At 32.8% G+C, this 25,001-nt stretch carries 19 protein-coding genes; 8 read left to right on the top strand and 11 right to left on the bottom strand.

Annotated elements, in window-relative coordinates; all coding sequences use genetic code 11:
- The first annotated feature begins 179 nt into the window (after positions 1 to 179).
- From rho to ABW636_RS16160, 3 genes are all read left to right on the top strand, one after another.
- Positions 180 to 1,832 carry a transcription termination factor Rho gene (rho, locus tag ABW636_RS16170; protein WP_367591104.1) on the top strand — a complete coding sequence of 551 codons (1,653 nt, stop codon included), beginning with the start codon at positions 180 to 182 and terminating at the stop codon, positions 1,830 to 1,832.
- A 160-nt stretch (positions 1,833 to 1,992) separates the two neighbouring features.
- The gene (gene msrA / locus ABW636_RS16165) at positions 1,993 to 2,661 is read left to right on the top strand and encodes a peptide-methionine (S)-S-oxide reductase MsrA (RefSeq protein WP_367591103.1); all 669 of its coding nucleotides are present in this window, start codon (positions 1,993 to 1,995) and stop codon (positions 2,659 to 2,661) included.
- 800 nt (positions 2,662 to 3,461) lie between these two features.
- The gene (locus tag ABW636_RS16160; RefSeq protein ID WP_367591102.1) at positions 3,462 to 4,628 is read left to right on the top strand and encodes an SH3 domain-containing protein; all 1,167 of its coding nucleotides are present in this window, start codon (positions 3,462 to 3,464) and stop codon (positions 4,626 to 4,628) included.
- Between the two features lie 396 nt (positions 4,629 to 5,024).
- Here the strand turns inward: ABW636_RS16160 and ABW636_RS16155 are convergent, their stop codons facing one another.
- The 5 genes from ABW636_RS16155 to ABW636_RS16135 all read right to left on the bottom strand — a co-directional run bounded on the left by ABW636_RS16155 (position 5,025) and on the right by ABW636_RS16135 (position 11,227).
- A complete protein-coding gene (locus tag ABW636_RS16155) occupies positions 5,025 to 5,906 on the bottom strand; it encodes a bifunctional 5,10-methylenetetrahydrofolate dehydrogenase/5,10-methenyltetrahydrofolate cyclohydrolase (protein WP_367591101.1) in 882 nt (293 codons plus the stop codon).
- 46 nt (positions 5,907 to 5,952) lie between these two features.
- Positions 5,953 to 7,281, bottom strand: coding sequence for a signal recognition particle protein (gene ffh, locus ABW636_RS16150; protein ID WP_367591100.1), 1,329 nt, complete (start codon positions 7,279 to 7,281; stop codon positions 5,953 to 5,955).
- Between the two features lie 254 nt (positions 7,282 to 7,535).
- Positions 7,536 to 9,317, bottom strand: coding sequence for a fasciclin domain-containing protein (locus tag ABW636_RS16145; RefSeq protein ID WP_367591099.1), 1,782 nt, complete (start codon positions 9,315 to 9,317; stop codon positions 7,536 to 7,538).
- Positions 9,318 to 9,434: 117 nt separating this feature from the next.
- Entirely contained in the window at positions 9,435 to 10,397 is a 963-nt protein-coding gene (locus tag ABW636_RS16140) for a fasciclin domain-containing protein (protein WP_367591098.1), read from the bottom strand.
- A gap of 149 nt (positions 10,398 to 10,546) precedes the next feature.
- Positions 10,547 to 11,227: a hypothetical protein gene (locus ABW636_RS16135; protein ID WP_367591097.1), complete on the bottom strand. Its 681-nt coding sequence runs from the start codon at positions 11,225 to 11,227 to the stop codon at positions 10,547 to 10,549.
- 90 nt (positions 11,228 to 11,317) lie between these two features.
- On the opposite strand from ABW636_RS16135, the gene ABW636_RS16130 reads away from it, so the two are divergent.
- Genes ABW636_RS16130 through ABW636_RS16120 form a run of 3 tightly spaced genes read left to right on the top strand, consistent with a single transcriptional unit; the run spans position 11,318 to position 15,312 of the window.
- A complete protein-coding gene (locus ABW636_RS16130) occupies positions 11,318 to 11,839 on the top strand; it encodes an RNA polymerase sigma factor (protein ID WP_367591096.1) in 522 nt (173 codons plus the stop codon).
- 60 nt (positions 11,840 to 11,899) lie between these two features.
- A complete protein-coding gene (locus ABW636_RS16125; RefSeq protein WP_367591095.1) occupies positions 11,900 to 12,808 on the top strand; it encodes a FecR family protein in 909 nt (302 codons plus the stop codon).
- The gene (locus ABW636_RS16120; protein WP_367591094.1) at positions 12,805 to 15,312 is read left to right on the top strand and encodes a TonB-dependent receptor plug domain-containing protein; all 2,508 of its coding nucleotides are present in this window, start codon (positions 12,805 to 12,807) and stop codon (positions 15,310 to 15,312) included. Before ABW636_RS16125 ends, ABW636_RS16120 begins: the two co-directional genes overlap by 4 nt.
- Here the strand turns inward: ABW636_RS16120 and ABW636_RS16115 are convergent.
- Both ABW636_RS16115 and argS read right to left on the bottom strand, forming a co-directional pair.
- Positions 15,301 to 15,777 (bottom strand): GNAT family N-acetyltransferase, encoded by a 477-nt coding sequence (locus ABW636_RS16115; protein ID WP_367591093.1) that lies wholly within the window; start codon positions 15,775 to 15,777, stop codon positions 15,301 to 15,303. The two genes, ABW636_RS16120 and ABW636_RS16115, sit on opposite strands and share 12 nt — an antisense overlap.
- 780 nt (positions 15,778 to 16,557) lie before the next feature.
- The gene (gene argS, locus ABW636_RS16110) at positions 16,558 to 18,336 is read right to left on the bottom strand and encodes an arginine--tRNA ligase (RefSeq protein ID WP_367591092.1); all 1,779 of its coding nucleotides are present in this window, start codon (positions 18,334 to 18,336) and stop codon (positions 16,558 to 16,560) included.
- Between the two features lie 134 nt (positions 18,337 to 18,470).
- On the opposite strand from argS, the gene ABW636_RS16105 reads away from it, so the two are divergent.
- Positions 18,471 to 19,892: an SDR family oxidoreductase gene (locus ABW636_RS16105; RefSeq protein ID WP_367591091.1), complete on the top strand. Its 1,422-nt coding sequence runs from the start codon at positions 18,471 to 18,473 to the stop codon at positions 19,890 to 19,892.
- 87 nt (positions 19,893 to 19,979) lie between these two features.
- On the top strand, positions 19,980 to 20,609 hold the full coding sequence (locus ABW636_RS16100) for a chromophore lyase CpcT/CpeT (protein ID WP_367591090.1): 630 nt from the start codon (positions 19,980 to 19,982) through the stop codon (positions 20,607 to 20,609).
- A 17-nt stretch (positions 20,610 to 20,626) separates the two neighbouring features.
- Here ABW636_RS16100 and ABW636_RS16095 read toward each other — a convergent pair whose 3' ends face one another.
- The 4 genes from ABW636_RS16095 to ABW636_RS16080 form a co-directional block, all read right to left on the bottom strand.
- Positions 20,627 to 21,037 (bottom strand): RrF2 family transcriptional regulator, encoded by a 411-nt coding sequence (locus ABW636_RS16095; protein WP_367591089.1) that lies wholly within the window; start codon positions 21,035 to 21,037, stop codon positions 20,627 to 20,629.
- A gap of 81 nt (positions 21,038 to 21,118) precedes the next feature.
- The gene (gene ctlX, locus ABW636_RS16090; protein ID WP_367591159.1) at positions 21,119 to 22,021 is read right to left on the bottom strand and encodes a citrulline utilization hydrolase CtlX; all 903 of its coding nucleotides are present in this window, start codon (positions 22,019 to 22,021) and stop codon (positions 21,119 to 21,121) included.
- Between the two features lie 34 nt (positions 22,022 to 22,055).
- Positions 22,056 to 23,018 (bottom strand): arginase, encoded by a 963-nt coding sequence (locus ABW636_RS16085; RefSeq protein WP_367591088.1) that lies wholly within the window; start codon positions 23,016 to 23,018, stop codon positions 22,056 to 22,058.
- A gap of 310 nt (positions 23,019 to 23,328) precedes the next feature.
- The gene (locus ABW636_RS16080) at positions 23,329 to 24,618 is read right to left on the bottom strand and encodes a citrate synthase (protein ID WP_367591087.1); all 1,290 of its coding nucleotides are present in this window, start codon (positions 24,616 to 24,618) and stop codon (positions 23,329 to 23,331) included.
- Positions 24,619 to 25,001: the final 383 nt, after the last annotated feature.

Here is a 25,001-nt window from a genome sequence, read left to right as displayed (position 1 = left end):
AAAAATAAGAGTTTCTTTTTAGAAATAAGTGTAAAAAATTAAAAATAAAGTTGTATACTTGCACCACAAAACCTGTAATCTTCTCAACCAAGGTTACTTACCTTCGAAATAAAATTTTCCTAGAATTCTTCTTTAGAAAATTTACACCTAAAACGTAAAATATACAACAATACACTTAAATGTTAGAGATTTCTGAATTAAAAGCGAAAAAGCTTCCTGAACTGCAAGATATTGCAAAAAACCTTAATGTACCGAAATACCGTACTTTAAAAAAGTTAGATCTTGTTTATCAAATCCTGGATCATCAAGCTGCAAACCCTAACAAGGTAAAAACTGTAGTTGCAGGAAATCCTGACGTTTCAGAAGAACCTAAGGCAGATAAACCCAAACCAAGCCGACAAAAAAGACCGCGTGCTAGAAAACCAGAAGCAAGTGGGACACCTGCCAGCAAAGAAGCTAACACTCCTAAAGAAAAGAAAAAGGAAGAGAGCACTTCAGGTTCAGAAAAAAAAGCCTCAAAAGACAATGAAGTAAAAACAACTTCTAACAACACCAACAGGCCTCCTCAAAACAAAAAAGAAGATACCAAAGAAAATACTCGTAATAGAAACAACGACAATAAACAACAAAACAAATCTCGAAACAATACCAATAACCATAAGAAGGAAAATGGAAATCGAGATAACAGAAATCGTTACAAAGAACCAGATTTTGAGTTTGACGCAATCATAGAAAGCGAAGGAGTTTTAGACACAATGCAAGATGGATACGGTTTTTTAAGATCTAGTGATTACAACTATCTCTCTTCTCCCGATGACATTTACGTATCTCAATCTCAAATCAGACTTTTTGGGCTTAAAACAGGGGATACTGTTTTAGGACAGGTAAGACCTCCTAAAGAAGGAGAAAAATACTTCCCTCTTATTAAGGTAAATAAAATTAATGGAATGGACCCTCAAGTGGTTCGAGACAGAGTTTCTTTTGAACACTTGACCCCTCTATTTCCTCAAGAAAAATTTAAATTAGCAGAAAGACAAAGTACCATATCAACTAGAATCATGGATCTGTTTGCCCCTATAGGTAAAGGACAAAGAGGAATGATTGTATCACAACCCAAAACTGGTAAAACAATGCTCCTTAAAGACGTTGCCAACGCCATTGCTGCCAATCATCCAGAAGTTTATCAAATGATTCTACTTATAGATGAAAGACCAGAAGAAGTAACAGACATGCAACGTAATGTTAAAGGAGAAGTAATTGCTTCTACTTTTGATAAAGAAGCTAATGAACATGTAAAAGTTGCAAATATTGTACTTGAAAAAGCTAAAAGACTTGTAGAATGTGGCCATGATGTTGTCATTTTACTTGATTCTATAACCCGCTTAGCTCGTGCTTACAATACAGTACAACCTGCAAGTGGAAAAATATTAAGTGGTGGGGTAGATGCAAATGCATTACACAAACCGAAACGATTCTTTGGTGCCGCTCGTAATATTGAAAATGGAGGATCTTTATCTATTATTGCAACCGCATTAACAGAAACAGGCTCTAAGATGGATGAAGTTATCTTTGAAGAATTTAAAGGAACGGGTAACATGGAATTACAATTAGATAGACGTATTGCTAACAAACGTATATTCCCAGCAATCGACCTTATATCTAGTAGTACTCGTCGAGATGATATATTATTAGATGATACAACCATACAACGTATGTGGATCATGCGTAAGTACTTGGCAGATATGAACCCAGTAGAAGCAATGGAATTTATCAACGACCGTTTTAAACAAACAAGGAATAATGACGAATTTCTCATTTCTATGAATGGCTAATAAACACAAAACAATATTAATTACAGGCAGTTACCTATTATAGATAACTGCCTGTTTTATTATATATTTATAAGAAAAACCAAATCTAAAACGTTTACTATTTTACCCCCATGAAAGTTTTCCTGTCATAAAAGGACTAAGCATAAAAAATTATACTATCATGAAGAACACATTCTATTTATTATCTTTTCTAATCATATCATTATCTAGTTGTCAAGGAAATAGCCAAACAACTGAAAACACAGAACACTCAGAAAAGCAAAACATAACTCCCGTAAGCGTTGCACCAGTTAATGGATTAGAAAGAGCTTATTTTGCAAGCGGATGTTTTTGGTGTGTTGAAGCCATTTATGAAAGTGTTAACGGAGTAAAAGAATCTATATCAGGTTATTCGGGAGGTCATACTTCGAATCCTACATACCAATCCAGCAATACTGGACGCACTGGTCATGCCGAAGCCGTTGAAATCATTTATGACCCAAAAGTTGTTTCTTTTGCAACATTAGTAGATGTATACTTTGGCTCACAAAACCCTACTCAAATCAATGGTCAAGGACCTGATCATGGCTCTCAGTATCGATCTATTATTTTTTACCAAAATGAGGAACAGAAAAAGATAATACAAGAAAAAAAAGAAGGACTATCCAAAAAACTTAATCGAAGAATTGCAGCAGAAATACTTCCTTTTCAAAAATTCTGGAAAGGAGAAGCATACCATCAAGATTATGAAAAAAGAAACCCAGGCAACCCATACATACGCAATATATCTATCCCTAGATTAAAAAAATTTCAAGCAAAATTCCCTCACCTGATTAAGAAAAAACATTAGTTTTCATATCCTTAAGCTCCTTTAAATAAAATAAAAAGCATTCTGCTTAGAGGGGTTGTAAAGTTAAGTTTATCGCATTAACCAATTAACAATTCATAAAATACACACAAAGCTTCATGTCCTAACATTTACCGCAAGCCTTAACATCAATATCTACATCATTACACCGGATTCTAAATCACTCGACACATTATAATAAATTCTATCTCCATAGCATTATCAAAAAACGCATTTCCAAAACCCAATCATCACTAAATAAAACAAAGAGAACAAATTAGTACTCATTTTTTGTTTTCTTTAACAAAAAAAACATCCTATAAAAAAGCGCTTAACCTCTTCAAAGAGCAGAACCGACTAATCATTTATCACGATTCTTAAAAACCAGTTATAAAACAATAAAAATCCGACGAAAAGCACAAATCAATAAAAACAATTCGTTTTTTTTATGCAAATAATATGAAAACAAGTTGTGTTTTTCATAATAAAACATTACTTTTGAGTCTGATTTAATAGTTTTCGTTTCAGCTGTTTAGTCGAAAATGTTCAAGTTTAGCTAAAGCATAAAACACCTAAAAAACTGATTACAAGCACATTAGATCAAGGAAGTTCTTTAAAAAACATGTATCAAACGTAAGTTTTACTTCCCATATGGCAAGTATAGATTTACCCCAAAAATATCTTTGGCATCTTTTTTGAAGTCCAAATTATTGACAAAAAATCTATTATTTGAATTAATTTTTACAAAAAAATAGCATTATTTAAAATTTATATTATAACCCAATCTACTTAAAACAAGCGATATGAAGTCATTTTTTACATTTATTCTGCTTTTGGTGATTACCTTCTCGTCCGCTCATGCTCAAAAAGATGGAGCATACTCTATGTCTTCTCAAAAACTAGAGGTTCGTAGTGGTCCAGGTCTTAACTTTAATACTATTGCCGAGGTTCCTCAAGGGACTCAAGTATATGTTATGAGTACTAATTACGGAGACTGGAGTGCCATACAGTACAAAAGTATGAACGGTTTTGTTATTACAAAACACCTTACAGAAGATAGTCGAATTGCAGATGCAGAAAGAGCTGCCAAAGAAGCAGCAGCAAAAAGAGAAGCAGCAAAGTTAGCTGCAGAACAAGCAATTGCTAAAGCCGAAGCAGCAAAAAGAGCTGCCGAAGAAGCTGCAAGAAAAGCAATTGCAGATGCAGAACGTCTAAAAAGAGAAGCTGAAGCAGCTGCAGCAAAAGCAATTGCAGATGCAGACGCAGCTAGAAAATCAAAAGAAGCTGCTGCCAGAAAAGCTCTTGCTGACACAGAAGAAACAAGAAAAGCTTTAGAAGAAGCAAACAGAAGAGCCGCTCGTGGTACAGATGTTGCTACTTCAAACCCTATAGAATCAACAACTGCCTCTGCAGGATCTAATTCTGGAGGGTCTACAAATTCTCCTGAAGCAGCCTCGATAGAAGTAGAGAGAGAAAACAAATACTCTTCTTGGGAGAAAAAGACTTACAAATCTGGTGCAACACCAAAGTCATATAACTTTAAAGGTAAGTTTGACTATAAGTTAGACAACTACTTAAAAATCAAAGTAGGTAAAAACACTCAAGTTGTTGTTAAAATGTACAAAATGGGTAAAACAAAGGCAGATGATCAGTTAACCCGTGTTACATTTATTAATAGAAACACCACTCAATTTATTAGAAATGTACCCGAAGGTGAGTACTACTTAAAAATTGCCTATGGTAGTGACTGGAGAGAAACTGATAGAAACGGTAAAAAGTATGGTAAATTTACTAAAAATGAATTGTACGAAAAAAGTGAACAAATCTTAAACTTTAATACTGTTAAAACATCTAAAGGAATTAACGTTCCTTCTTATAACCTAGCTTTAGACCTTCTTCCTGGAGGAAGTAAAGGATATAAAACGGGTAGTGATGAAAATATCTCTGCTGATGATTTTAACGAAAACTAAAATAATTAAAATACTACATCTATAATCACCAAAATATAAATGTAACAAAGCAACAGAATTCTTCGAATTCTGTTGCTTTCTTTTTTTACATCTCCATCCATCACCTTCTTATCATTATCTAAATAAAACCAAACCTAGCCGCTTGGCAATTTTGTAAAACATCTTATCAAAAGGAAATATTACTAGAATGCACAGTTTTTAAATCCTCTACACTTATTTTTATTGAAATCAACGCAAAAATTAGTTAATCCGATTACATTACAATCTAATAAAGAGGATACAGGGATCTAACGCTTATTATTTTAAGCAAAATCTCTGAATTTTTAACACAATCACAAAAAAAACAGCTTTAAGGAAGCTGTTTTTAATATTTATTGTTCTATGAATCTAAATTCATTAATCATTACGATGTCTCTCACGTGCTAATAATGTATTTTTCAACAACATTGCTATCGTCATTGGACCAACTCCTCCTGGAACAGGTGTAATAAAAGACGCTTTTTTACTCACTTTATCAAAATCTACATCTCCAACAATTTTATAACCTTTTGGCGAAGTCTCATCGGGTACTCTAGTAATACCAACATCTATGACCACTGCATCATCTCTTACCATTTCAGCCTTTAAGAAATCAGGCACCCCCAATGCAGAGATAACAATATCTGCCTGAGAAATAATTTGAGTTATATTTTTTGTGTGGCTATGAGTTAGTGTAACCGTAGAATTACCCGGCCATCCTTTTCTTCCCATCAAAATACTCATAGGCCTCCCTACAATATGGCTTCTACCAATAACTACTGTATGTTTTCCTTTGGTATCTACATCATAACGCTCTAACAATTCTAAGATTCCAAACGGAGTAGCAGGAATAAAAGTAGACATATCCAAGGCCATTTTCCCAAAATTCATAGGATGAAAACCATCTACATCTTTATCTGGATCTATAGCCAATAATACTTTTTGAGTATCGATTTGAGGAGGTAATGGCAACTGTACAATAAAACCATCTATTTCATCATCTACGTTTAATTCCTTGATCTTCGCTAACAACTCAACTTCACTAGTAGTACTGGGCATTTTTACCAAAGTAGATTCAAAACCTACTCGCTCACAAGCCCTTACTTTACTACCAACATATGTCAAACTTGCTCCATCATTTCCAACAATAACCGCAGCCAAATGAGGGACTTTCTCCCCTCTCTCCTTCATTTTTAAAACCTCGGCAGCAATTTCATCTTTAATATCGTTGCTAACTTTTTTTCCGTCTAATATTTTCATTCCCAATAATTACTTTATAAGTGTTCGAGTTAGTTACCTAATAAATTTATCTCATTTTACCCATCATTTGCATCATTCGTTTTCCGCCACCGCCTTGCATCATTTTCATCATTTTACTCATCTGATCGAACTGCTTAAGTAATTGGTTTACTTGCTGTATGGATGTTCCCGAACCTTTACCGATTCGCTTTTTTCTACTAGAATTTATGATTTGAGGTTTTGATCGTTCTTCTGGTGTCATTGAGTGTATGATCGCTTCGATATGTTTAAAAGCATCATCATCAATATCCATGTTTTTCATCATTTTTCCAGCACCAGGTATCATTCCAACAAGATCTTTCATGTTACCCATTTTCTTGATTTGCTGGATTTGTTTTAAAAAGTCATCAAATCCAAATTGATTTTTAGCTATTTTCTTTTGTAATTTTCTAGCTTCTTCTTCATCAAATTGTTCTTGAGCTCTTTCTACAAGAGACACAACATCTCCCATTCCTAAAATACGATCAGCCATACGAGATGGATAGAAAACATCAATTGCTTCCATCTTTTCTCCTGTACCGATAAACTTGATTGGTTTATTTACAACAGATTTTATCGAAATTGCTGCTCCACCTCGAGTATCTCCATCTAATTTGGTTAAGATAACCCCATCAAAATTTAAAACATCATTAAAAGCTTTTGCTGTATTAACAGCATCTTGCCCTGTCATAGAATCTACCACAAACAATGTTTCATTAGGAGTTATTGCTTTATGGATATTCGCAATCTCTGTCATCATTGCTTCATCTACAGCCAAACGTCCCGCAGTATCCACGATCACAACATTAAATCCGTTTGCCTTTGCATGGGCAACTCCAGCTTTTGCAATTGCTACTGGGTCATTATTTCCTCTATCGCTAAAAACCTCGACATTAATCTGTTCTCCTACTACATGTAGCTGATCGATTGCCGCTGGTCTATATACATCACAAGCAACAAGAAGTGGTTTCTTTGTTTTCTTGGTAGCAAGAAAGTTTGCTAATTTTCCTGAAAAAGTCGTTTTACCAGAACCCTGTAACCCTGACATTAAGATAACAGAAGGCTTACCAGACAAATCTACTCCTGCAACATCACCTCCCATCAACTCGGTCAACTCGTCTTTAACAAGTTTCACCATTAGTTGTCCTGGCTTTAAGCTTTTTAATACATTCTGCCCTAATGCTTTCTCTTTTACAGTTGCTGTAAACTCCTTTGCAATTTTATAATTTACATCAGCATCAACCAAGGCTCTACGCACCTCTTTGAGTGTTTCGGCAACATTTACTTCTGTAATTTGTCCATGCCCTTTTAAGATATGTAAGGCTTTATCTAACTTATCACTTAAATTATCAAACATATATTCTTTGTTTTGAAAATCTACCCTTTATTGATAGATGGGTGCAAATTTAAGGATTTGAAGCGTATTTATAAAGGAAGATGAATTGAATTATAAAAAGATTAAAGACAAAAGGTTGCAATTTAAAAAAGTAACTCCCTATTATAACAAAAAAGCTATTGAAAAATATACCGAAGCATGTATATTATCAATAGCTTATAAATTTAGTTAAGTTGTAATACATTAACTAAATACTCACTTTTTTTAGTTAACTTCTAAAAAGAACATGTAGAAGGAATCAAAATACCTTTAATAATATGTACAATACCATTTGAGGCTTCGATATCTGCCATGGCGACCTCAATATTTCCGTTAATAAATACTTTACCATCCATCATTTCTATGGTAACTTTTTCTCCCTGAAGGGTTGTTATCTCCTGTTTTTCCAGTAAATCTTCTGCCGTATATTTACCCGAAACCACATGATATAATAATACTTCTTTAAGCGTATCTCCCATAGGCAGTTCATCTAATGCTGCAAAAGCATCATTGGTGGGAGCAAAAACAGTGAACGGACCTTCTCCAGAAAGCGCATCGACCAATCCCGCTGATTGTACTGCACTAACCAAAGTTGATAACTCTGGAGTAGCTATAGCAAGTTCTACAATCGTGGGTAAAGGTTTCGGAGGCAGTAATACACCGCTGATCACATGTACAATACCATTAGAAGCTTCGATATCTGCAATTGCAACCTCAACATTTCCGTTAAGAAATACTTTGTCATCTATCATTTCTATAGTAACTTTCTCTCCCTGAAGCGTTGTAATCTCTTGTTTTGCAAGTAAATCTTCTGCTGTATATTTTCCAGAAACTACGTGATACAACAATACTTCTTTAAGAGTATCTCCTCCTGGTATGGATTCTAACGCGTCGAAAGCAGCATTGGTTGGAGCAAAAACAGTAAACGGACCTTCACCAGATAATGCCTCTACCAATCCTGCAGATTGTACAGCACCTACCAAAGTCGACAATTCTGGTGTCGCGATTGCTATTTCCAAAATACTTGGAGTCGGTTGTAATGAAGGTGGTAAAAGTACGGCTTCTATAATATGAATTATCCCATTGCCCCCCCCTATATTTGCTGAAATTACTTTGACTGTGTCATTAATTACAATTTCGTTATTTTCATTAAAGCTCACCTTTATATTTTCTCCTTGTAATGTTTCTGTTAGTTCTTCTTCTAGTAATTTTGAAGAGTTAAACCTTCCTGCTGCTACGTGATATAATAAAATTTCTTTTAACACCTCTCCTCCAGGAATCTCTTCTAATGCTTCAAATGCTGTATCTGTAGGAGCAAATACCGTAAAGGGACCTTCTCCTGATAATGCTGTGACCAAATCTGCTGATTGTAATGCAGCTACCAAAGTTGTAAACCTTCCATCTTCTACGATCAATTCTACAATGTTTTTATTAGGAAGTACAACTTCTGTCAGTTCGGCTTTCCAATTACCTTTCCCTACACCAGAGCCAAAAATTCTAAAACTCCCTTCTAAATTTTCATTTTCGTCTACTTTTCCGACTCCAAAAATTAAGCCCCCCTCAGGTAAGCGTATAACCAAATAAACAATTCCATCACAAACAACAGCACCTCTAACCCTTGCTTTTGTTCCGTCTGGAAGTGTTAACTTTCCTCTTACAATAGCAAAGCTTGCGTGGTACAACGTGTAATTTAATTTTAATTCGCCAGAGATTTCTGACCCCTCTCCAGCTCCACTATTCACTGTTGCTGAAAAATCATAAATTCTTTTTTCTCTACTGATCGTATTTACAGATTTTGATGCTACCGAAGTTTCTTCGGGGATGGTTAACTCTCCTTCAATAATGTTTTGAGTCATTTTCTCAATTTCATCAAAACTAATAACAGGCGATTCTTCAAAATCAATTTGTAGTGTTTCTTTACCAATACTTTCGTTATCATCATTTTGACATGACAATACCAATATCATACTCAATATGCATAAAAAAGACATAGAAGTTTTATTGAATAACTTTTTCATAATATTCATTTTTTTAGAGTTAGTAATTAAGATATAGTGTGAAATAACCCCATGATATTTGGTGATGATATATTAAATATCATGGGCGTTATATTGCGCTGGAGGGTTTATTTATGGTTATAGTGCAGGTAATATCACCTTGTCGATAGCATGAATAACACCATTAGCCGCCTGTACATCGGTCACAATGATATTACTCACTCTATTATTAGCATCGGTAAGCGTTGCTTGAGGCGCATCTGCCGTAATATCACCTCCTAATGTGGTTATGGTTCCACTAGAAAGATCTTCAGCTCTAACATTTGCACCAGCAACTACATGAAGGTTTAATGTAGCTGTAAGAGTAGCCTCATCTATATCGGCCAATGAACCCGCACTCAATTCTGTTAATAAGCTTGCAAATGCATCATCGGTGGGTGCAAAAACCGTAAATGGTGCAGGAGATGTTCCGTTTGCAGTGCTTAAAGTAGCCACATAGTTCTCATCTAACTGATCATCTCTTGTAAGGGCCGCTACCAAATTGCTAAAAGTAGCATCTGCTGTTGCAAAAGTTACAATAGTAGGTAAAGGGATTACTTTATCTACTGCATGAATCACTCCGTTATCTGTACTTATGTCTGCAGTGGTCACAGTAGATTCTCCATTAATCACCACGCCACCAGCTGTATTAATATACATACTTAGGTTTGCCATAGTGGTCGATTCTTGTGCCAAATTCTTGACATAACCAGTCGTTAGCATATTCGAAGTTACCCTATCCCCTATCACATGATTTAACAATAATTGCCTTAATGTTTCTGTTGGCACATCATCTAACGCAGTACCATCTAGAAAAGTTTCAAAAGCATTATTATTAGGTGCGAAAACGGTAAAAGAACCATCTCCTGCTAGTGTTTTATCTAATTCTGTTCTTTGTAAGGCAGCCAGTAGTGAACTATAATTAGCATTATTAGTTACAAAATCGGCAATTGTATTTGATACCGGAAGAGTCGTTGTTGAATCATCATCGTTATTACATGAAGTAAAACATACTATAAATGCAATAAAAATTAGGGTAAGTTGTCTTGTAAGTTTCATCATTCTAAATTTTTGATTATTTATTTTGATGATTAAACAACTCACAAAAAAAATCTCTAACCCAAGAATATGATTTTAGCATTTTTTTAACTTTTTGTTTAACAAATCATAGTTTTTATCAAACAAAAAGCGACTACCTAATCCAAAAACCTTTAATTTGAAGGATTATTATCATTTTCATCACAGGAAACGGCATACTCCAAAATTGTAGAAAGTAAATCGGTATTATGAGCTGCTTCTGTATTTTGCCCATTATGCAACTCCATGATTATAGGATATTTTATTGATATAGACATTTCTTCATTAAGATCACTCATAAATACGAACAGTTGAGCATCATGAATTGCGTCTATAGTTTTAAAAACATTTGTATTAGTATTAAAAGTAGAAAGTTTAAAAGGGTAATTAAAATCAATACATTCTATATCATCATCTTCATTAGAACACAAAGCAGCCAAAATTGTTAACTGCTCCTTATTATTAATACTTTTTTCTATATAGTCATGCATTGTAATAGTTATAGGGTATTGTATTTCTATAAAATCAGTTGTATGTATATCTATATAATCACTTAATTTAGTTATTTCTTTTTCTTTTCCATTAAGCAAAATAGTATACGGTAAATTAATGCTGTAACAATTACCGCCATCTACTAGATCATCATAAGAACCATCGTGTGTTGTAATATCTCGCATTAACTTCGCCAACCTAGAATCCTTTGGAATCGTATTATCCTGAGATTCATCAATAAATTCTCTTTCCTCTTTTTGGCATGCAATTGCACTTAATAGCACTAAACTTAACCATACCATTATGAAACCCCTTGCTTTCATTTTGTTCTATTTATTTATATAGTAACAATTTAAACGCAAAAATTCCTAATACCATCATGTTTTTTTTAATTTTAGACAAATTTACCAAGAATGTCCAAAGATTTGTTTGAGAATGTTTGCAACGAAAAGTTATTTTCTGAGGTTTTCAAAAAGTACTCAGAAAATCTTCACAACTTTATTTATTACAAATATGGTGATCACATAAATCCTAGAGATCAAGTACAGGAAGCTTTTATAAAACTCTGGAAAAACTGCAAAAAAGTACCGATTACAAAAGCAAAAAGTTTCTTATTTACAATTGCAAACAACTTAACGTTAAATGAAATAAAACACAACAAGGTTAAGCTAAACTATCAATTACAAAGCGGTAGTCAAAAAAATAAAACAGAAGAAAACCCTCAATACATCTTAGAAGAAAAAGAATATTTTGAAAAATATCAAAGAGCATTGGCCAAATTAACCGAACCCCAACGCGTAGCTTTTCTAATGAATAGAGCAGAAGGGAAAAAACACAAAGAGATCGCAGCATTACTTGGTATTTCTAGAAAAGCGGTTGAAAAAAGAATCTATGGTGCTCTCGAAAAGCTAAGAAAAGAAATAGAAGGGATATAAAAAATGTAATCATGACTGGGAATTTTTCTCATACGATTGTTATATAACTGAAATGTTGTTATGAAAAAGAAAAAAATCATATTAAAATGGTTGAATAACACAGAGCTCAACAAGGAAGAATTGAAGGCATTTGAGCAATTAGATGCCTTTGATTCTTATTGTAAAATATCCGAAGTAGCTAAAAGTTTTAAGGCACCTAATTATGATATTGAAGAAAACCTTAATGACTTAAAGAAACAATTACCTGAGCAAAGTTATCAAACAAAAACACCTCTTTCTATACCATCGATACTTATAAGAGTAGCTGCCATTTTTGTTATAGGAATTGTAACCTACTTTGCATTTTTTAATAAAAAAGACACATATATTTCTACTCTGGCGAATGAAAAAACTCATATTAATTTACCAGATTCTTCATTCGTTTATCTTAATGCGTTATCATCTTTAAGTTTCTCAAAAGACAATTGGATAAAGCAACGTAAAGTCTCTTTAACGGGTGAAGCATTTTTTAAGGTTGCAAAAGGGAAAAAATTTGATGTATTTACCAGTTCTGGAAGGGTGAGTGTTCTAGGCACTCAATTTAATGTAAAAAATAGAGAAAATTTTTTCGAAGTAACTTGCTATGAAGGTTCTGTAAAGGTTACCTATAACAAAAAGGTTACGACTTTGACCAAAGGAAATATTTTTTCGGTAATAAACAACACATTACATTACACCCAAACAACTACCCTATTACCAGATTGGCAAGAGAACAAAAGTTCTTTCAAAAGCTTACCCTATGCTTATATACTTAAAGAATTCGAAAGACAATACGATGTAACAATCCTAACAAAAGACATTAATTTAACCACCTTATTTACAGGAAGCTTTGTACATTATGATATTGAGACTGCATTACAATCTATTACCATACCTATGCGTTTAAACTATACAATTAATGATAAAAATATAACATTGTATAAAGAGTGATCAAAACTAAAACCATTGTTTTATTTATTTTATTACTTTTTACTTTTGTTTCTGGCAAAGCACAGGTAACAAACGAGAAGATTAGTCTTAAAATAGTTTTGAATGATATCCAAAAAAAATTCGGATATCATTTTTCCTATCTCGATAATGATGTAAAAGATATCACAGTCATAAAGCCATCAGATTCATTAGATTTTGACAGCATAATCATCTACCTAGAAAAAAGGACTCCATTTATTTACACAACTTTAAATGATCTGACCATTGCCCTAAGTCTAAAACAAAATCTTATAGAAGTTTGCGGAACCCTTTTAGATACGGATAAGCAAGTTATTGGTAGTGCAACAATTCAAACACAAAATTTTTCTACAATTAGTGATTCATCTGGTGAATTTAGGATCAAGGTTAATTCTGATACCGAATTAATAACTATTAATCATTTAGGCTATTACCCAATAAAAATAGACGTCAAAGATTTTGACATAAATACATGTAACGAAATTATCTTAACCCCACAAGTTGAGTACTTAAATGAAATTCTTCTAAGGGATTATTTGATTAAAGGAATTAATAAACAAACAGATGGTTCTATAGCCATAAACTATGATAATTTTGGTGTTCTTCCGGGTTTGCTCGAACCCAATTTATTACAAACTATCCAGGCTTTACCGGGAATTCTAAGCGTTAACGAGACAATTTCTGATATTAATGTTAGAGGAGGCACCAACGATCAAAATTTAATCTTGTGGGATGGTATAAAAATGTATCAAACAAGTCACTTTTTTGGTTTAATCTCTGCTTTTAACCCCTATTTAACCAAAAATGTAAAACTTTTCAAAAACGGATCTAGTGCTGCTTATGGAGATGGGGTATCCAGTGTTATTGCAATGAATACCAGTAATAAAATCTCTAAGGATACCAACACTAGTATCGGGGTAAATCTAATTAGTGTAGATGGATACACAGACACTCCCATAGGTAAAAAGTCCTCGTTACAATTTGCGGTACGACATTCTATAAATGGAATAATCGAAACCCCTACTTATCAAAAATACTTTGATAAAACTTTTCAAAACTCAGAGGTAATTGATGTTAGAAGCTCTGATGATCAATTCTCTTTTTATGATACCAGTATTCGATGGATCTATAAAGTAACATCTAAAGATTTTATTAAGATAAATGCTTTGATCATGCATAATGATCTAAGGTTTCAGGAAAATTCTATTATAAATCAATTAAATATTGCCAGAGAAAGTAGCTTAGAACAAAACAATAATGCAGGAGGTATTTTATACTTTAAGGAGTGGAGTTCTACTTTTCAAAGCAAAATATTGGCATATGGGACCGACTATAAATTAAAAGCTATCAACTCTGATATTGAAAATAATCAGCGTCTTTTACAGGAAAATCATGTATTAGAAAATGGCATAAAGCTGGATGCTCTATATAAACCGAGCACTCGTTACAATTTTAAAACTGGCTATCAATTTAATGAAACTGGTATTTCGAATCTTCAGGACCTAAACAATCCTGTTTTTAGGGATCGTATTAAGGAGGTATTAAGAACACATAGCATTTTTTCTGAAATCGAATATAGATCTTCTTCTGAAAAAGATCTTTTACATGTTGGAGTACGGTTAAACTATTTTGAAAAATTTGACAAGTATGTTATCGAACCAAGGATAAGCTTTCACAAAAGGTTTGCAAATCATTTTACGTTAGAGTTTTTGGGCGAAATTAAAAATCAAACTACCTCACAGGTTATTGACCTTCAAAACGATTTTTTGGGAGTAGAAAATAGAAGGTGGATTTTATCTAACAATCAGGATATACCAATACTAAGAAGCGTACAAGGTTCGATGGGTTTAAGTTTTAAAAATAATAGTTGGTTAATTAATACTGATTTTTATTATAAAGATGTAAATGGTATTATTACCAGAAGCCAAGGTTTCCAAAACCAATTCGAATTTATACAAGACCACGGTAGTTACAACGTATATGGTATTGATTTTTTAATTAACAAGAGATTTAAAAGCATTAGTACCTGGCTAAGTTATTCTTATGCAGACAATGAGTATACTTTTCTTAATTTAAACGAAACAAAATTTCCTAATAATATTGATGTTAGACACAATTTGAATGTTGCTGTAGCCTATTCTATTAACGATTTTAAATTGTCTGGAGGTATCAATTGGCATAGTGGAAAACCTATTACCGAACCACAATCAGATAACGCAATCGAAAACAGTATTATCAACTATAAAAAACCAAATAGTTCGCGTACCACCGATTACTTACGCATCGACTTTTCTACTACTTATAAATTTAAAATAACAAAAAAAATTAGAGCACTTGGAGGGGTCTCTATTTGGAATGCCTTAAATGAAGAAAATATTTCAAATAAATTTTACAAAATACATAATAGTGACGAAAACGCTATAGACGAAGTAAAACAGTTTGGATTGTCTTTTATTCCAAACATCGTATTTAGATTAAATTTCTGAAATATTTTTTATTCCGGTATGCACAATTATTTCCTTACCATTTTTTGATTTTACTACATTTTCTAAAATTGTAAAGCCCTTTTTTTCAAAAAAAGGTTTTGTAATTGCGTTTATTTTGGTTGTCAGTGTTTGTATTCCAGATTCTTTTGCAACTTTTTCTAATGTCTTATAAAGTTCCATCGCTATCCCATGCCCCTGATAGTTCTGATGAACAAAGATATAATCAATGGTACCATCTCTATTTAACAAAAAAGAACCTATTATTTCTCCATTTAATTTGGCATTATATATATAATCGGTTACAAACTTCTTTTTCCAGTATTCTTTATTTCTCGCCAACTTCGAATACTCTTTAATTTCGGATTTTGTAAATATTTTAGACCCGTAAATCGTTACAGTTTGATAAAATAAACGCTGCATTAAAGATAAATCCAACGTGGTAGCTCTCTCTATTCGAAATTTCATTATACTAAAATAGAAAACAGATCTTTACTACCCAACTAATCGTAAATAGTATTTATAAAAATGAGAGATTAAAAGACAAAAAAAATGGTTACTCTTGAAAGAATAACCATTTTAACAAACTGAATTCACATAAATTATTGGCAACCCCCCAGCTGCTCAATAAATTCTTCAATATTTTAGTAATACAAATATGTTACGTTAGAAACATCTGTATTTTTAAAAATCTTTAAATAAACTTTTAACAATTAAAAACATATAGTAAATATACTACACAACCTTATTTCTTTGCTATCATACTGTATGAACGGTATGTTTGACTGTATAAAGTGTCATTTTCATTACATAAAGTGAATCTCTATGTATATACTTCGCTTATTAACTGTTTTCAATGAACTAAAGCATTTATTATTGCTTCTATATATAAAACGATCCTAACATCATATACCCTATCATTTTTTCAAAAAAAATATCTCTTGATCTCCAAAAAACCAACAAACACCTGAAAAACAACACTTAATAAAACAAAAAAAAGCACAGTTATTTAAAAAAAAATAAAAAAGCCTCAAAACTGAGGCTTTATCTGAGTAAAATTTAATACAAATTTTAGATAGGTATATAATGATATGTTTTTACAAATTCGAAAAACAGATTTTGACAAACATCTTTTTGGCTTATATTTTTTATGAAGTTTAGCCAAAATTAGATAACAGAAACAACCGTTACATCTTAAAGGTGAATTACTCTATATTATCTAATTTTAAAAGAGATCGTTATCAACCATTACATTCTCTCGGGAACACTAATCCCCAATAACCCTAGTGCAGATTTTATGGTAGTTCCTACTATTTCTGAAATCTGAACTCTAAATATTTTTTCTTCTTCTTTTTCAGCTCCAAATATGGATACATTTTGAAAAAATGAGTTGTAGTTCTTTACCAACTCATAGATATAATTTGCCACCAACGCTGGACTAAGTTCATTTGATGCATTTTGAATAACATCTGGATACAATTCTAAAAGCTTAATAAGTTCCTTTTCTTTTGGATCCAATTTTACTTCTGTTACTATTATAGAACGATCAAAATCTGCTTTGCGTAAAATTGCTTGAATACGAGCATAAGTATATTGTATAAAAGGCCCTGTATTACCCTGAAAATCTACAGACTCCTCTGGATTAAAGAGAATACGTTTCTTAGGATCAACTTTTAAGATGTAATATTTTAAAGCTCCAAGTCCTATAACACGATACACCTCTGCTTTTTCTTCATCTGTATAACCATCTAACTTACCTAAATCCTGAGATATCTCTTCTGCAGTTCTAGCCATTTCGATAATCAAATCATCTGCATCTACAACGGTACCTTCTCTGCTTTTCATTTTTCCGCTTGGCAAATCTACCATACCATAACTCAAGTGGTGTAGGTTTTCTGCCCAATCATACCCTAATTTCTTCAAAATAAGAAATAGTACCTTAAAATGATAATCTTGTTCATTACCAACTGTGTAGATCATCCCGCCAACGCTCGGATTATCTGTAACTCTTTGTATTGCTGTACCAATATCTTGCGTCATATAAACTGATGTACCGTCACTACGTAATACCAATTTTTCATCCAATCCTTCATCGGTAAGGTCACACCAGACAGAGCCATCTTCTTTTTTAAAGAAAACACCTTTAGCCAAACCTTCTTCGATATTGTTTTTACCTAACAAATAGGTATTACTCTCATAATAATAACTATCAAAATCAACTCCCAAAGCTTTGTATGTCTGATCGAATCCTTCATACACCCAACCGTTCATTGTTTTCCATAATTGAACTACTTCGCTATCACCCGACTCCCATTTTCTAAGCATTTCTTGAGCCTCTACAATAATTGGAGCTTCTTTCTTTGCTTCGTCTTCGGTTTTGCCTTGATCTATTAATGCTGCTATTTGTTCTTTATATTTTTGATCAAACTTTACATAATAATTACCTACTAATTTATCTCCTTTTAAACCAGTAGATTTGGGAGTAGCTCCATTTCCAAACTTTTGCCAAGCAATCATCGATTTGCAAATATGAATCCCTCTGTCATTAATAATCTGGGTTTTAAACACTTCTTTACCACTAGCCTTTAAAATCTCTGCTACCGCAAACCCTAATAAATTATTTCGAATATGCCCTAGGTGTAATGGCTTATTCGTATTAGGAGAAGAGTATTCTACCATAACAGCTTTTCCATCTTTTGAAGGTGTTACAAAACCAAAATTTTTGCGGTCTTTAATTTGGGCAAAGAAATCAAGATAATATGAGTCAGAAATTACCAAGTTTAAAAAACCCTTTACTACATTATAACCTTCAATTTCATTTACATTATCTACCAAATACTTTCCAATAGTCTCTCCTATTTGCATAGGGTTTCCTTTAACTTGTCTAAGCATCGGAAAAACTACTACTGTTATATCCCCTTCAAATTCTTTACGAGTTATTTGTAATTCTACAGACTCGAGAGCCACGCTAAATACTTCTTGTATTGCTTCTTTTACTTTATCTGATATGATTTGATGTATACTCATCTTCTAAAATTAAGGCGTAAAGATAATAGAATTTACAGAGTCTCACTAAGTGTTTTCTTATCATTTCCTTACGATCATATTAAAAACATAATTATCCTAAAGAATTTAAAATTATTTGTATCTTTTAAATAAAAATGAAAATTCTTCTTACCGGAGCCAATGGTTATATTGGAATGAGATTACTGCCTGTTCTATTAAATTCTGGTTACGAAGTTATTTGTTGTGTAAGGGATAAAAGCAGGTTATCAATCCCCGATGAAATAAAAGAAAGAGTTCACATCATAGAAATTGATTTCTTGAAACCGATTAATATATCAATCCTTCCTAAGTGTATCGATGCTGCTTATTACTTAATCCATTCTATGAGTTCCTCGACACAAGATTTTGACAAAAAAGAAGAACTTTCTGCTCAAAATTTTAACAAGTACTTAGAACATACTCAAATAAAGCAAGTAATTTACCTTAGTGGCATTGTAAATGAAAATATATTATCAAAACATTTACGATCAAGAAAGCATGTTGAAGAAATACTTTATCAAGGTAATTACAACCTTACAGTATTACGTTCTGGTATTATTGTTGGTTCTGGTAGTTCCTCTTTCGAAATTATTCGAGATCTCTGTGAAAAATTACCAATCATGATTACTCCTAAATGGGTAAATACACCCACACAACCTATAGCTATTAGAGATGTACTTAGTTTTATGGTTGAGGTATTAGGAAATAAGGATTGTTTTAATAAATCCTGGGATATTGGAGGGCCCGATATTCTTACCTACAAAAAAATGCTTAAATCGTATTCTAAAGTAAGAGGTCTCAAATTATTTATCATAACACTACCTTTAATGACTCCTAAATTATCATCATACTGGTTATATTTTGTAACATCTACCTCATATAAACTTGCTTTAAATCTTGTAGACAGCATGAAAATACCTGTAATTGCCAAAGATGCAAAACTACAATCATTATTAGGTATTTATCCTTCTACTTACCAAAAGGCTGTTGAGTTAGCTTTGATAAAAATAGAGCAAAACCAAGTAGTTTCTAGCTGGAAAGATTCTATGATAAGCGGCCGTTTTAAACAAAGTATTCAAAAATATATAACAGTACCTAAGCGTGGATGTTATAAAGATTATAAAAAACTACATGTGTTAAATGTAAAAACTTCCTTGGATAAAATATGGGCCATAGGTGGTGAAACGGGGTGGTATTACGGAAATTGGCTATGGAAAATCAGAGGGTATTTCGACAAATTATTTGGAGGTGTAGGCCTAAGAAGAGGTAGAACTCATCCCTATGAGATTTCTTCTGGAGATGTTATAGACTTTTGGAGGGTTTTGGTAGCTGACAAAAATAACAAGCGATTATTATTATTTGCTGAAATGCGTATTCCGGGAGAAGCATGGTTAGAGTTCGACATTGATACAAACGACACTTTACATCAAACAGCTACTTTTAGACCCAAAGGAATTTGGGGAAGAATATACTGGCATTTACTAACTCCTTTTCACTACTTTATCTTTCGGGGTATGATTCGAAAAATTGGTCTCTAAAGTTTTTCTCCCAAGATAAAATACACAATTCATCGATAAGTAACGATATTTTTTGTATTTTAAATATAAAATGTATTTAACCGATATATGAAGCAACTTTTACTCTCTATTTTTTTATGTATCCCTATTTTATTTTCATCATGTAATTCTGATTTTACAAAGGATCCAGAACTCTATAATCTTGTAATGCTTCTTACCGGTGAATTTTCTAATGAGATTCAAGCAGAAAACGACATTAACTTTCCACATCTTACCCTAAAAAACACTCGTATTTGGGAAAATAGATCTGGATATTGGATGTTTTCAGAAATTTCTGATATTCGACAAAACGGCCGCGTCTATTTTCAAAGAATAATACATTATGACAGGCTAGATTCGGTAACCCTTAGGAGTACTAGTTATAAAATACCGAACCTCAAAAAGCATCAAAACATTAGTTCTAATATAGATTTTCTCAATCAATTACGTTTAGAGGATTTAGAAATAGTTATGGGGTGTCAAATGTATTTTAAAAAAGAAACTTCTACTATATATTCTGGAAAGACTAAAAAAGGGGCTTGCACCAGTAGCATCCCCAATGTTGATTATATCCTAAGTACATTAATTGTAAGTAATGGAAAAATTTCTTCCTGGACCAAAGGTTTTAACAAAGAAGGTGACCATATATGGGGTAAAATAAAAGGTCCCTATAAATACATTAAAGTATTTGATAATTAAAAAATGTTCTTTTATAACTATTCAACAAAATCTGCAAGCGTCTTATTCTCTAAAACCTTTAAGGTATTATCTCGTACTTCTATCATTACACTATGTACAGCACAAGCGCCTTCATCTGGACAATCGCTACATTTTTCATAAAAATTAAGACTCACACAAGGTACCATCGCAATAGGGCCTTCTAAAACTCTAATTACAGAAGCTATGGTAATATCTTTTGGGTCCTTAATCATATAATAGCCCCCTCCTTTTCCCTTTTTAGAGCCTAAAACACCTGTTTTTCTTAATGTTAGTAATATACTTTCCAAAAATTTCTGAGAAATATTCTCACTCGTTGCTATTTCAGAAATCAATACAGGATGATCACACCTTTTACGCGCTATATAGGTAAGCGCCTTTAATCCATATTTTGTTTTCTTAGAAAGCATATTTACTATATTACAAATTTGTACAGGTCATTTTGTCAAAAATGGTAGTTATTCTAAAAAAAGAAAAACTCGAGATTCACATTACAAACTTTTAGGAAGAAAAACTTCGGCCATCATACAACGTGCACTCCCACCACCTAATGTTTCAATGGTTGCAAGATCACTATAAAGAATGGCGCAATGCTTTTCTATTTTTGTAATTTGATCTTTTGTTAAACTCTTGAATGCAGATTGAGACATTACAAGATAACGTTTATCTTCGAAACCTACAACTTGAAGTACATTACCTGCAAAACGACTCACTTGATCCTCTGTAATCTCAATCACTTCTTTTCTATCGTTTTTTAGATGATTTATCAAATTTTTACGTTCTTTTTTATCATCTATACATGCTAGGCATACGATTGCAAAAGTTTCTCCAATTCCCATCATCACGTTTGTATGGTATATCGGTAATCTTTCACTTTGTACGGTTTGATATGCTGTAAAAATAACAGGTGTATATTCAAAATCTTCGCAGAACTCTATCACCAACTCTTCGCTAGCTCGTGGTGATAAAGCACAATATGCTTTTTTATGAATACGATCCAAAACAAGGCTACCTGTACCTTCTAAGTACAATTCTTGAAGCTCTGCATCTGTATAATCGATACAGTTATTTATTTTATAACCTGCTAGTTCTATTTGCTCTAATACTTCTAACCTACGTTCCTTCCTTCTATTTACCGCAAACATAGGATACAATCCTACATCGCCATTTTCATGAAATGAGATCCAATTATTAGGAAAAATTGAATCAGGAGTATCCTCATCCAGAGTATCTTCATTTACAACTACCTGTATTCCAGCACTCCTAAGTACGGCAATAAATTTATCAAACTCACCTAAAGCAATCTCATTGACATTAGAGTGATTCACATTCTTCTGGTAATAATTATTGATTGCAGTCTGTTCATTCATCCTAAAATGCCTAGGACGAATCATTAAAATAGTATTTGTTACTTGCGCTTCCAAAAGATTAGTTTATCATTTTTTCTGTTATTGATGCTGTAGTCTCTTTTAAAACTTTAAATGCTGCTTCAGCCATTTTATTACCTTTATTATCAAGGGTGGGGTTTACTTCAACCACCTCAAAACAACTCGTTTTACCCGTACTAACAAATGCTTTAATAATTTGTATTGCTTCATCGATATCAAATCCTTTAGAAACAGGGGTTCCTGTTCCTTTAGATATCATATCGCAGTCCATACTATCAACATCAAATGAGATATAAATCATATCACATGTATCTAATTTTTGAACTGCTTCTTGCAAACATTTTTCAAACCCTCTATACCTCATTTCTTCTACGGTATAGTTCTTAATTTGTTTTTCTTCAATCGATTTATCTTCGGCTTCTTCTGTATCTCTTACCCCAAAATATATTACATTTTGAGCTTCTACCTTTTGCCCTTGAACACCAATATTCTTCATTCTATCCCATAAAGCCGCAGTCTCCTGAGATATTTCATTCGTTTTATAGTTTAAATTATCTCTGTTTAACGCCGCCGCCAGTGGCATCCCATGGATATTTCCAGATGGAGAGGTATATGGAGAATGTAAATCTGCATGTGCATCTACCCAGACAACACCAAGTACTTTATCTGGATAAGCTGCCTTGATACCACTTATAGTTCCTAATGCAGAAGAATGATCCCCAGACAATACGATTGGATAGGTATCATTTTTAAGATTGCTTGCCACACTATCACTTAATCGAGTACATACATTAATCACACTACCGATTCGTTTAGCAAAGGAATTATTGACTTTATTATATATTGTTTCATTTTCTGTTTCTACATCTTCGAACGCATATAGATTGAAGTAATCATCATGACCATTAATAGCTGCGATCTCTATTGCATCAATCCCAAGATCAGAACCCCTGGTTCCTGCTCCAATATCTGACCTATTCTTTATTAACTTAATTTCTTTCATGTATATATTCACTTATTAAGGTAAGCAACTTAGGTTTTCTTAATTCACTGCAAAAGTAGCATTTTACATTTATACTTTACCATTTTTATGATTATCCGTTTTGTGTAATAATGATATTTTCAATGTCATTCCGAATTTATTTCGGAATCTTATTACACTAATATGTGCTAGTTTATAACAAGAACCTGAAATCAGGTTGACAATGATGAATTATTATTCATTCCGGACATTCAAACTATTTTTCACAAAAACACAAAAGCCTTACAATGGCACAAACATTATAAGGCTTTATTTTATAAAAAATTATATATTATTTGCGCTTTTCAACAGCTACAAACGGTCTATTTCTTTCTCCTATATAAATTTGTCTTGGTCTTCCTATAGGTTCTTTACGAAGTCTCATTTCTCTCCATTGCGCGATCCAACCTGGTAACCTACCTAATGCAAACATTACAGTAAACATATCTGTTGGGACTCCTAGTGCTCTATATATAATACCTGAATAGAAATCTACATTTGGATATAATTTTCTTTGCACAAAATATTCATCTTCTAACGCTACTTTTGCAAGTTTTTTGGCAATATCTAATACAGGGTCTTCTATACCAAGGTCCCCTAAAACTTCCTCTGCCGCAGATTTAATTATTTTTGCTCTTGGATCAAAGTTTTTATATACTCTATGTCCAAATCCCATTAAACGGAAAGGATCATTTTTATCTTTGGCTTTTGCGATATATTTTCCGACATCGCCACCATCTCTTTTTATCGCCTCTAACATTTCTATAACTGCCTGATTCGCTCCACCATGAAGAGGTCCCCATAATGCAGAAATACCTGCAGACAATGATGCAAATAAACCTGCATGAGAAGAGCCCACTATACGTACTGTAGAAGTCGAACAGTTTTGCTCGTGATCTGCATGTAAAATGAGTAATTTATCTAAAGCATCATTTACTATCTTATTTGCTCTATAGGTTCTATTTGGCCTAGCAAACATCATTTTATGTAAATTCTCTACATACCCCAATGAGTCATTACCATAATCAAGGGGAAGGCCTTGTCGCTTTCTCATTGTCCAGGCTGCCAATACCGGAAATTTTGATAATATCTTAACAATTGCATCGTACATTGCTTCTTCTGATGCAACGTCTACTGATCCCGGATTAAATGCTATTAATGCATTGGTCAATGAAGAAAGTACTCCCATTGGGTGTGCACTTTTAGGAAATCCATCAAGGATTTTTTTCATATCCTCATCTACATGAGATTCTTCTTTGATATCATTACTAAATTTTTCCAATTCGACCGCAGTAGGAAGATCTCCAAAAATCAACAAATAAGCTACTTCTAAAAAATCCGCTTTCTCAGCCAGTTCTTCGATAGCATATCCTCGGTATCTAAGAATTCCTTTTTCTCCATCCAAAAAAGTAATAGCACTCTCACAGCTTCCTGTGTTTTTATATCCAGGATCGATAGTGGTAATACCACCAGTAGCTCCTCTTAATGCTTTTATATCAATTCCTAATTCACTCTCTGTTCCCTGAATAATAGGAAACTCGTATTTGTTACCGTCGATTTCTAACGTGGCTATTTTTGACATATGATTGTTTTAGATTTTTGCAATTATTGTAGGATTGCTAATTTACGAAATATAGTGTTAACAGAATATTAATCGTAATATCAATTACTGCCTTACAACCTATTTTATGAAATCTTTAAAAAACACCTTTCCAAAATAGTATTTTCACAATCAGGGTTTTTCTTGAAGACCTAATTACTAGTAAATTGCTACATAAATTAACGTTTTTTCAATTAGAGAATGTAATAGTATTACTTATGCCTGAAATCATCTAGGGTATAGTACTAACCTGAGTTCGATTAATATTTAGAGGATTTTTTGTAGCAAAAAAGATAAGTTTTTAGTAAATTAAAGTACTGAATTTCAATTTATTAATCTAAAAACCTATCTATGATATCTTATGC

It is taken from the genome of Aquimarina discodermiae, from assembly GCF_040786235.1.
Classification (GTDB): Bacteria; Bacteroidota; Bacteroidia; order Flavobacteriales; family Flavobacteriaceae; genus Aquimarina.
This window is presented reverse-complemented; position numbering and strand designations above follow the sequence as displayed.

What these genes read in the sequence shown, in the direction of transcription:
- ctlX (WP_367591159.1), bottom strand. Translation starts at nt 22,021, where the DNA reads ATGATTCGTCCTAGGCATTTTAGGATGAATGAACAGACTGCAATCAAT.
- ABW636_RS16095 (WP_367591089.1), bottom strand. Translation starts at nt 21,037, where the DNA reads ATGCTTTCTAAGAAAACAAAATATGGATTAAAGGCGCTTACCTATATA.
- ABW636_RS16105 (WP_367591091.1), top strand. Translation starts at nt 18,471, where the DNA reads ATGAAAATTCTTCTTACCGGAGCCAATGGTTATATTGGAATGAGATTA.
- ABW636_RS16145 (WP_367591099.1), bottom strand. Translation starts at nt 9,317, where the DNA reads ATGAAAAAGTTATTCAATAAAACTTCTATGTCTTTTTTATGCATATTG.
- ABW636_RS16115 (WP_367591093.1), bottom strand. Translation starts at nt 15,777, where the DNA reads ATGAAATTTCGAATAGAGAGAGCTACCACGTTGGATTTATCTTTAATG.
- msrA (WP_367591103.1), top strand. Translation starts at nt 1,993, where the DNA reads ATGAAGAACACATTCTATTTATTATCTTTTCTAATCATATCATTATCT.
- ABW636_RS16155 (WP_367591101.1), bottom strand. Translation starts at nt 5,906, where the DNA reads ATGAAAATATTAGACGGAAAAAAAGTTAGCAACGATATTAAAGATGAA.
- ffh (WP_367591100.1), bottom strand. Translation starts at nt 7,281, where the DNA reads ATGTTTGATAATTTAAGTGATAAGTTAGATAAAGCCTTACATATCTTA.
- ABW636_RS16135 (WP_367591097.1), bottom strand. Translation starts at nt 11,227, where the DNA reads ATGAAAGCAAGGGGTTTCATAATGGTATGGTTAAGTTTAGTGCTATTA.
- ABW636_RS16100 (WP_367591090.1), top strand. Translation starts at nt 19,980, where the DNA reads ATGAAGCAACTTTTACTCTCTATTTTTTTATGTATCCCTATTTTATTT.
- ABW636_RS16125 (WP_367591095.1), top strand. Translation starts at nt 11,900, where the DNA reads ATGAAAAAGAAAAAAATCATATTAAAATGGTTGAATAACACAGAGCTC.
- rho (WP_367591104.1), top strand. Translation starts at nt 180, where the DNA reads ATGTTAGAGATTTCTGAATTAAAAGCGAAAAAGCTTCCTGAACTGCAA.
- ABW636_RS16160 (WP_367591102.1), top strand. Translation starts at nt 3,462, where the DNA reads ATGAAGTCATTTTTTACATTTATTCTGCTTTTGGTGATTACCTTCTCG.
- ABW636_RS16085 (WP_367591088.1), bottom strand. Translation starts at nt 23,018, where the DNA reads ATGAAAGAAATTAAGTTAATAAAGAATAGGTCAGATATTGGAGCAGGA.
- argS (WP_367591092.1), bottom strand. Translation starts at nt 18,336, where the DNA reads ATGAGTATACATCAAATCATATCAGATAAAGTAAAAGAAGCAATACAA.
- ABW636_RS16140 (WP_367591098.1), bottom strand. Translation starts at nt 10,397, where the DNA reads ATGATGAAACTTACAAGACAACTTACCCTAATTTTTATTGCATTTATA.
- ABW636_RS16130 (WP_367591096.1), top strand. Translation starts at nt 11,318, where the DNA reads ATGTCCAAAGATTTGTTTGAGAATGTTTGCAACGAAAAGTTATTTTCT.
- ABW636_RS16080 (WP_367591087.1), bottom strand. Translation starts at nt 24,618, where the DNA reads ATGTCAAAAATAGCCACGTTAGAAATCGACGGTAACAAATACGAGTTT.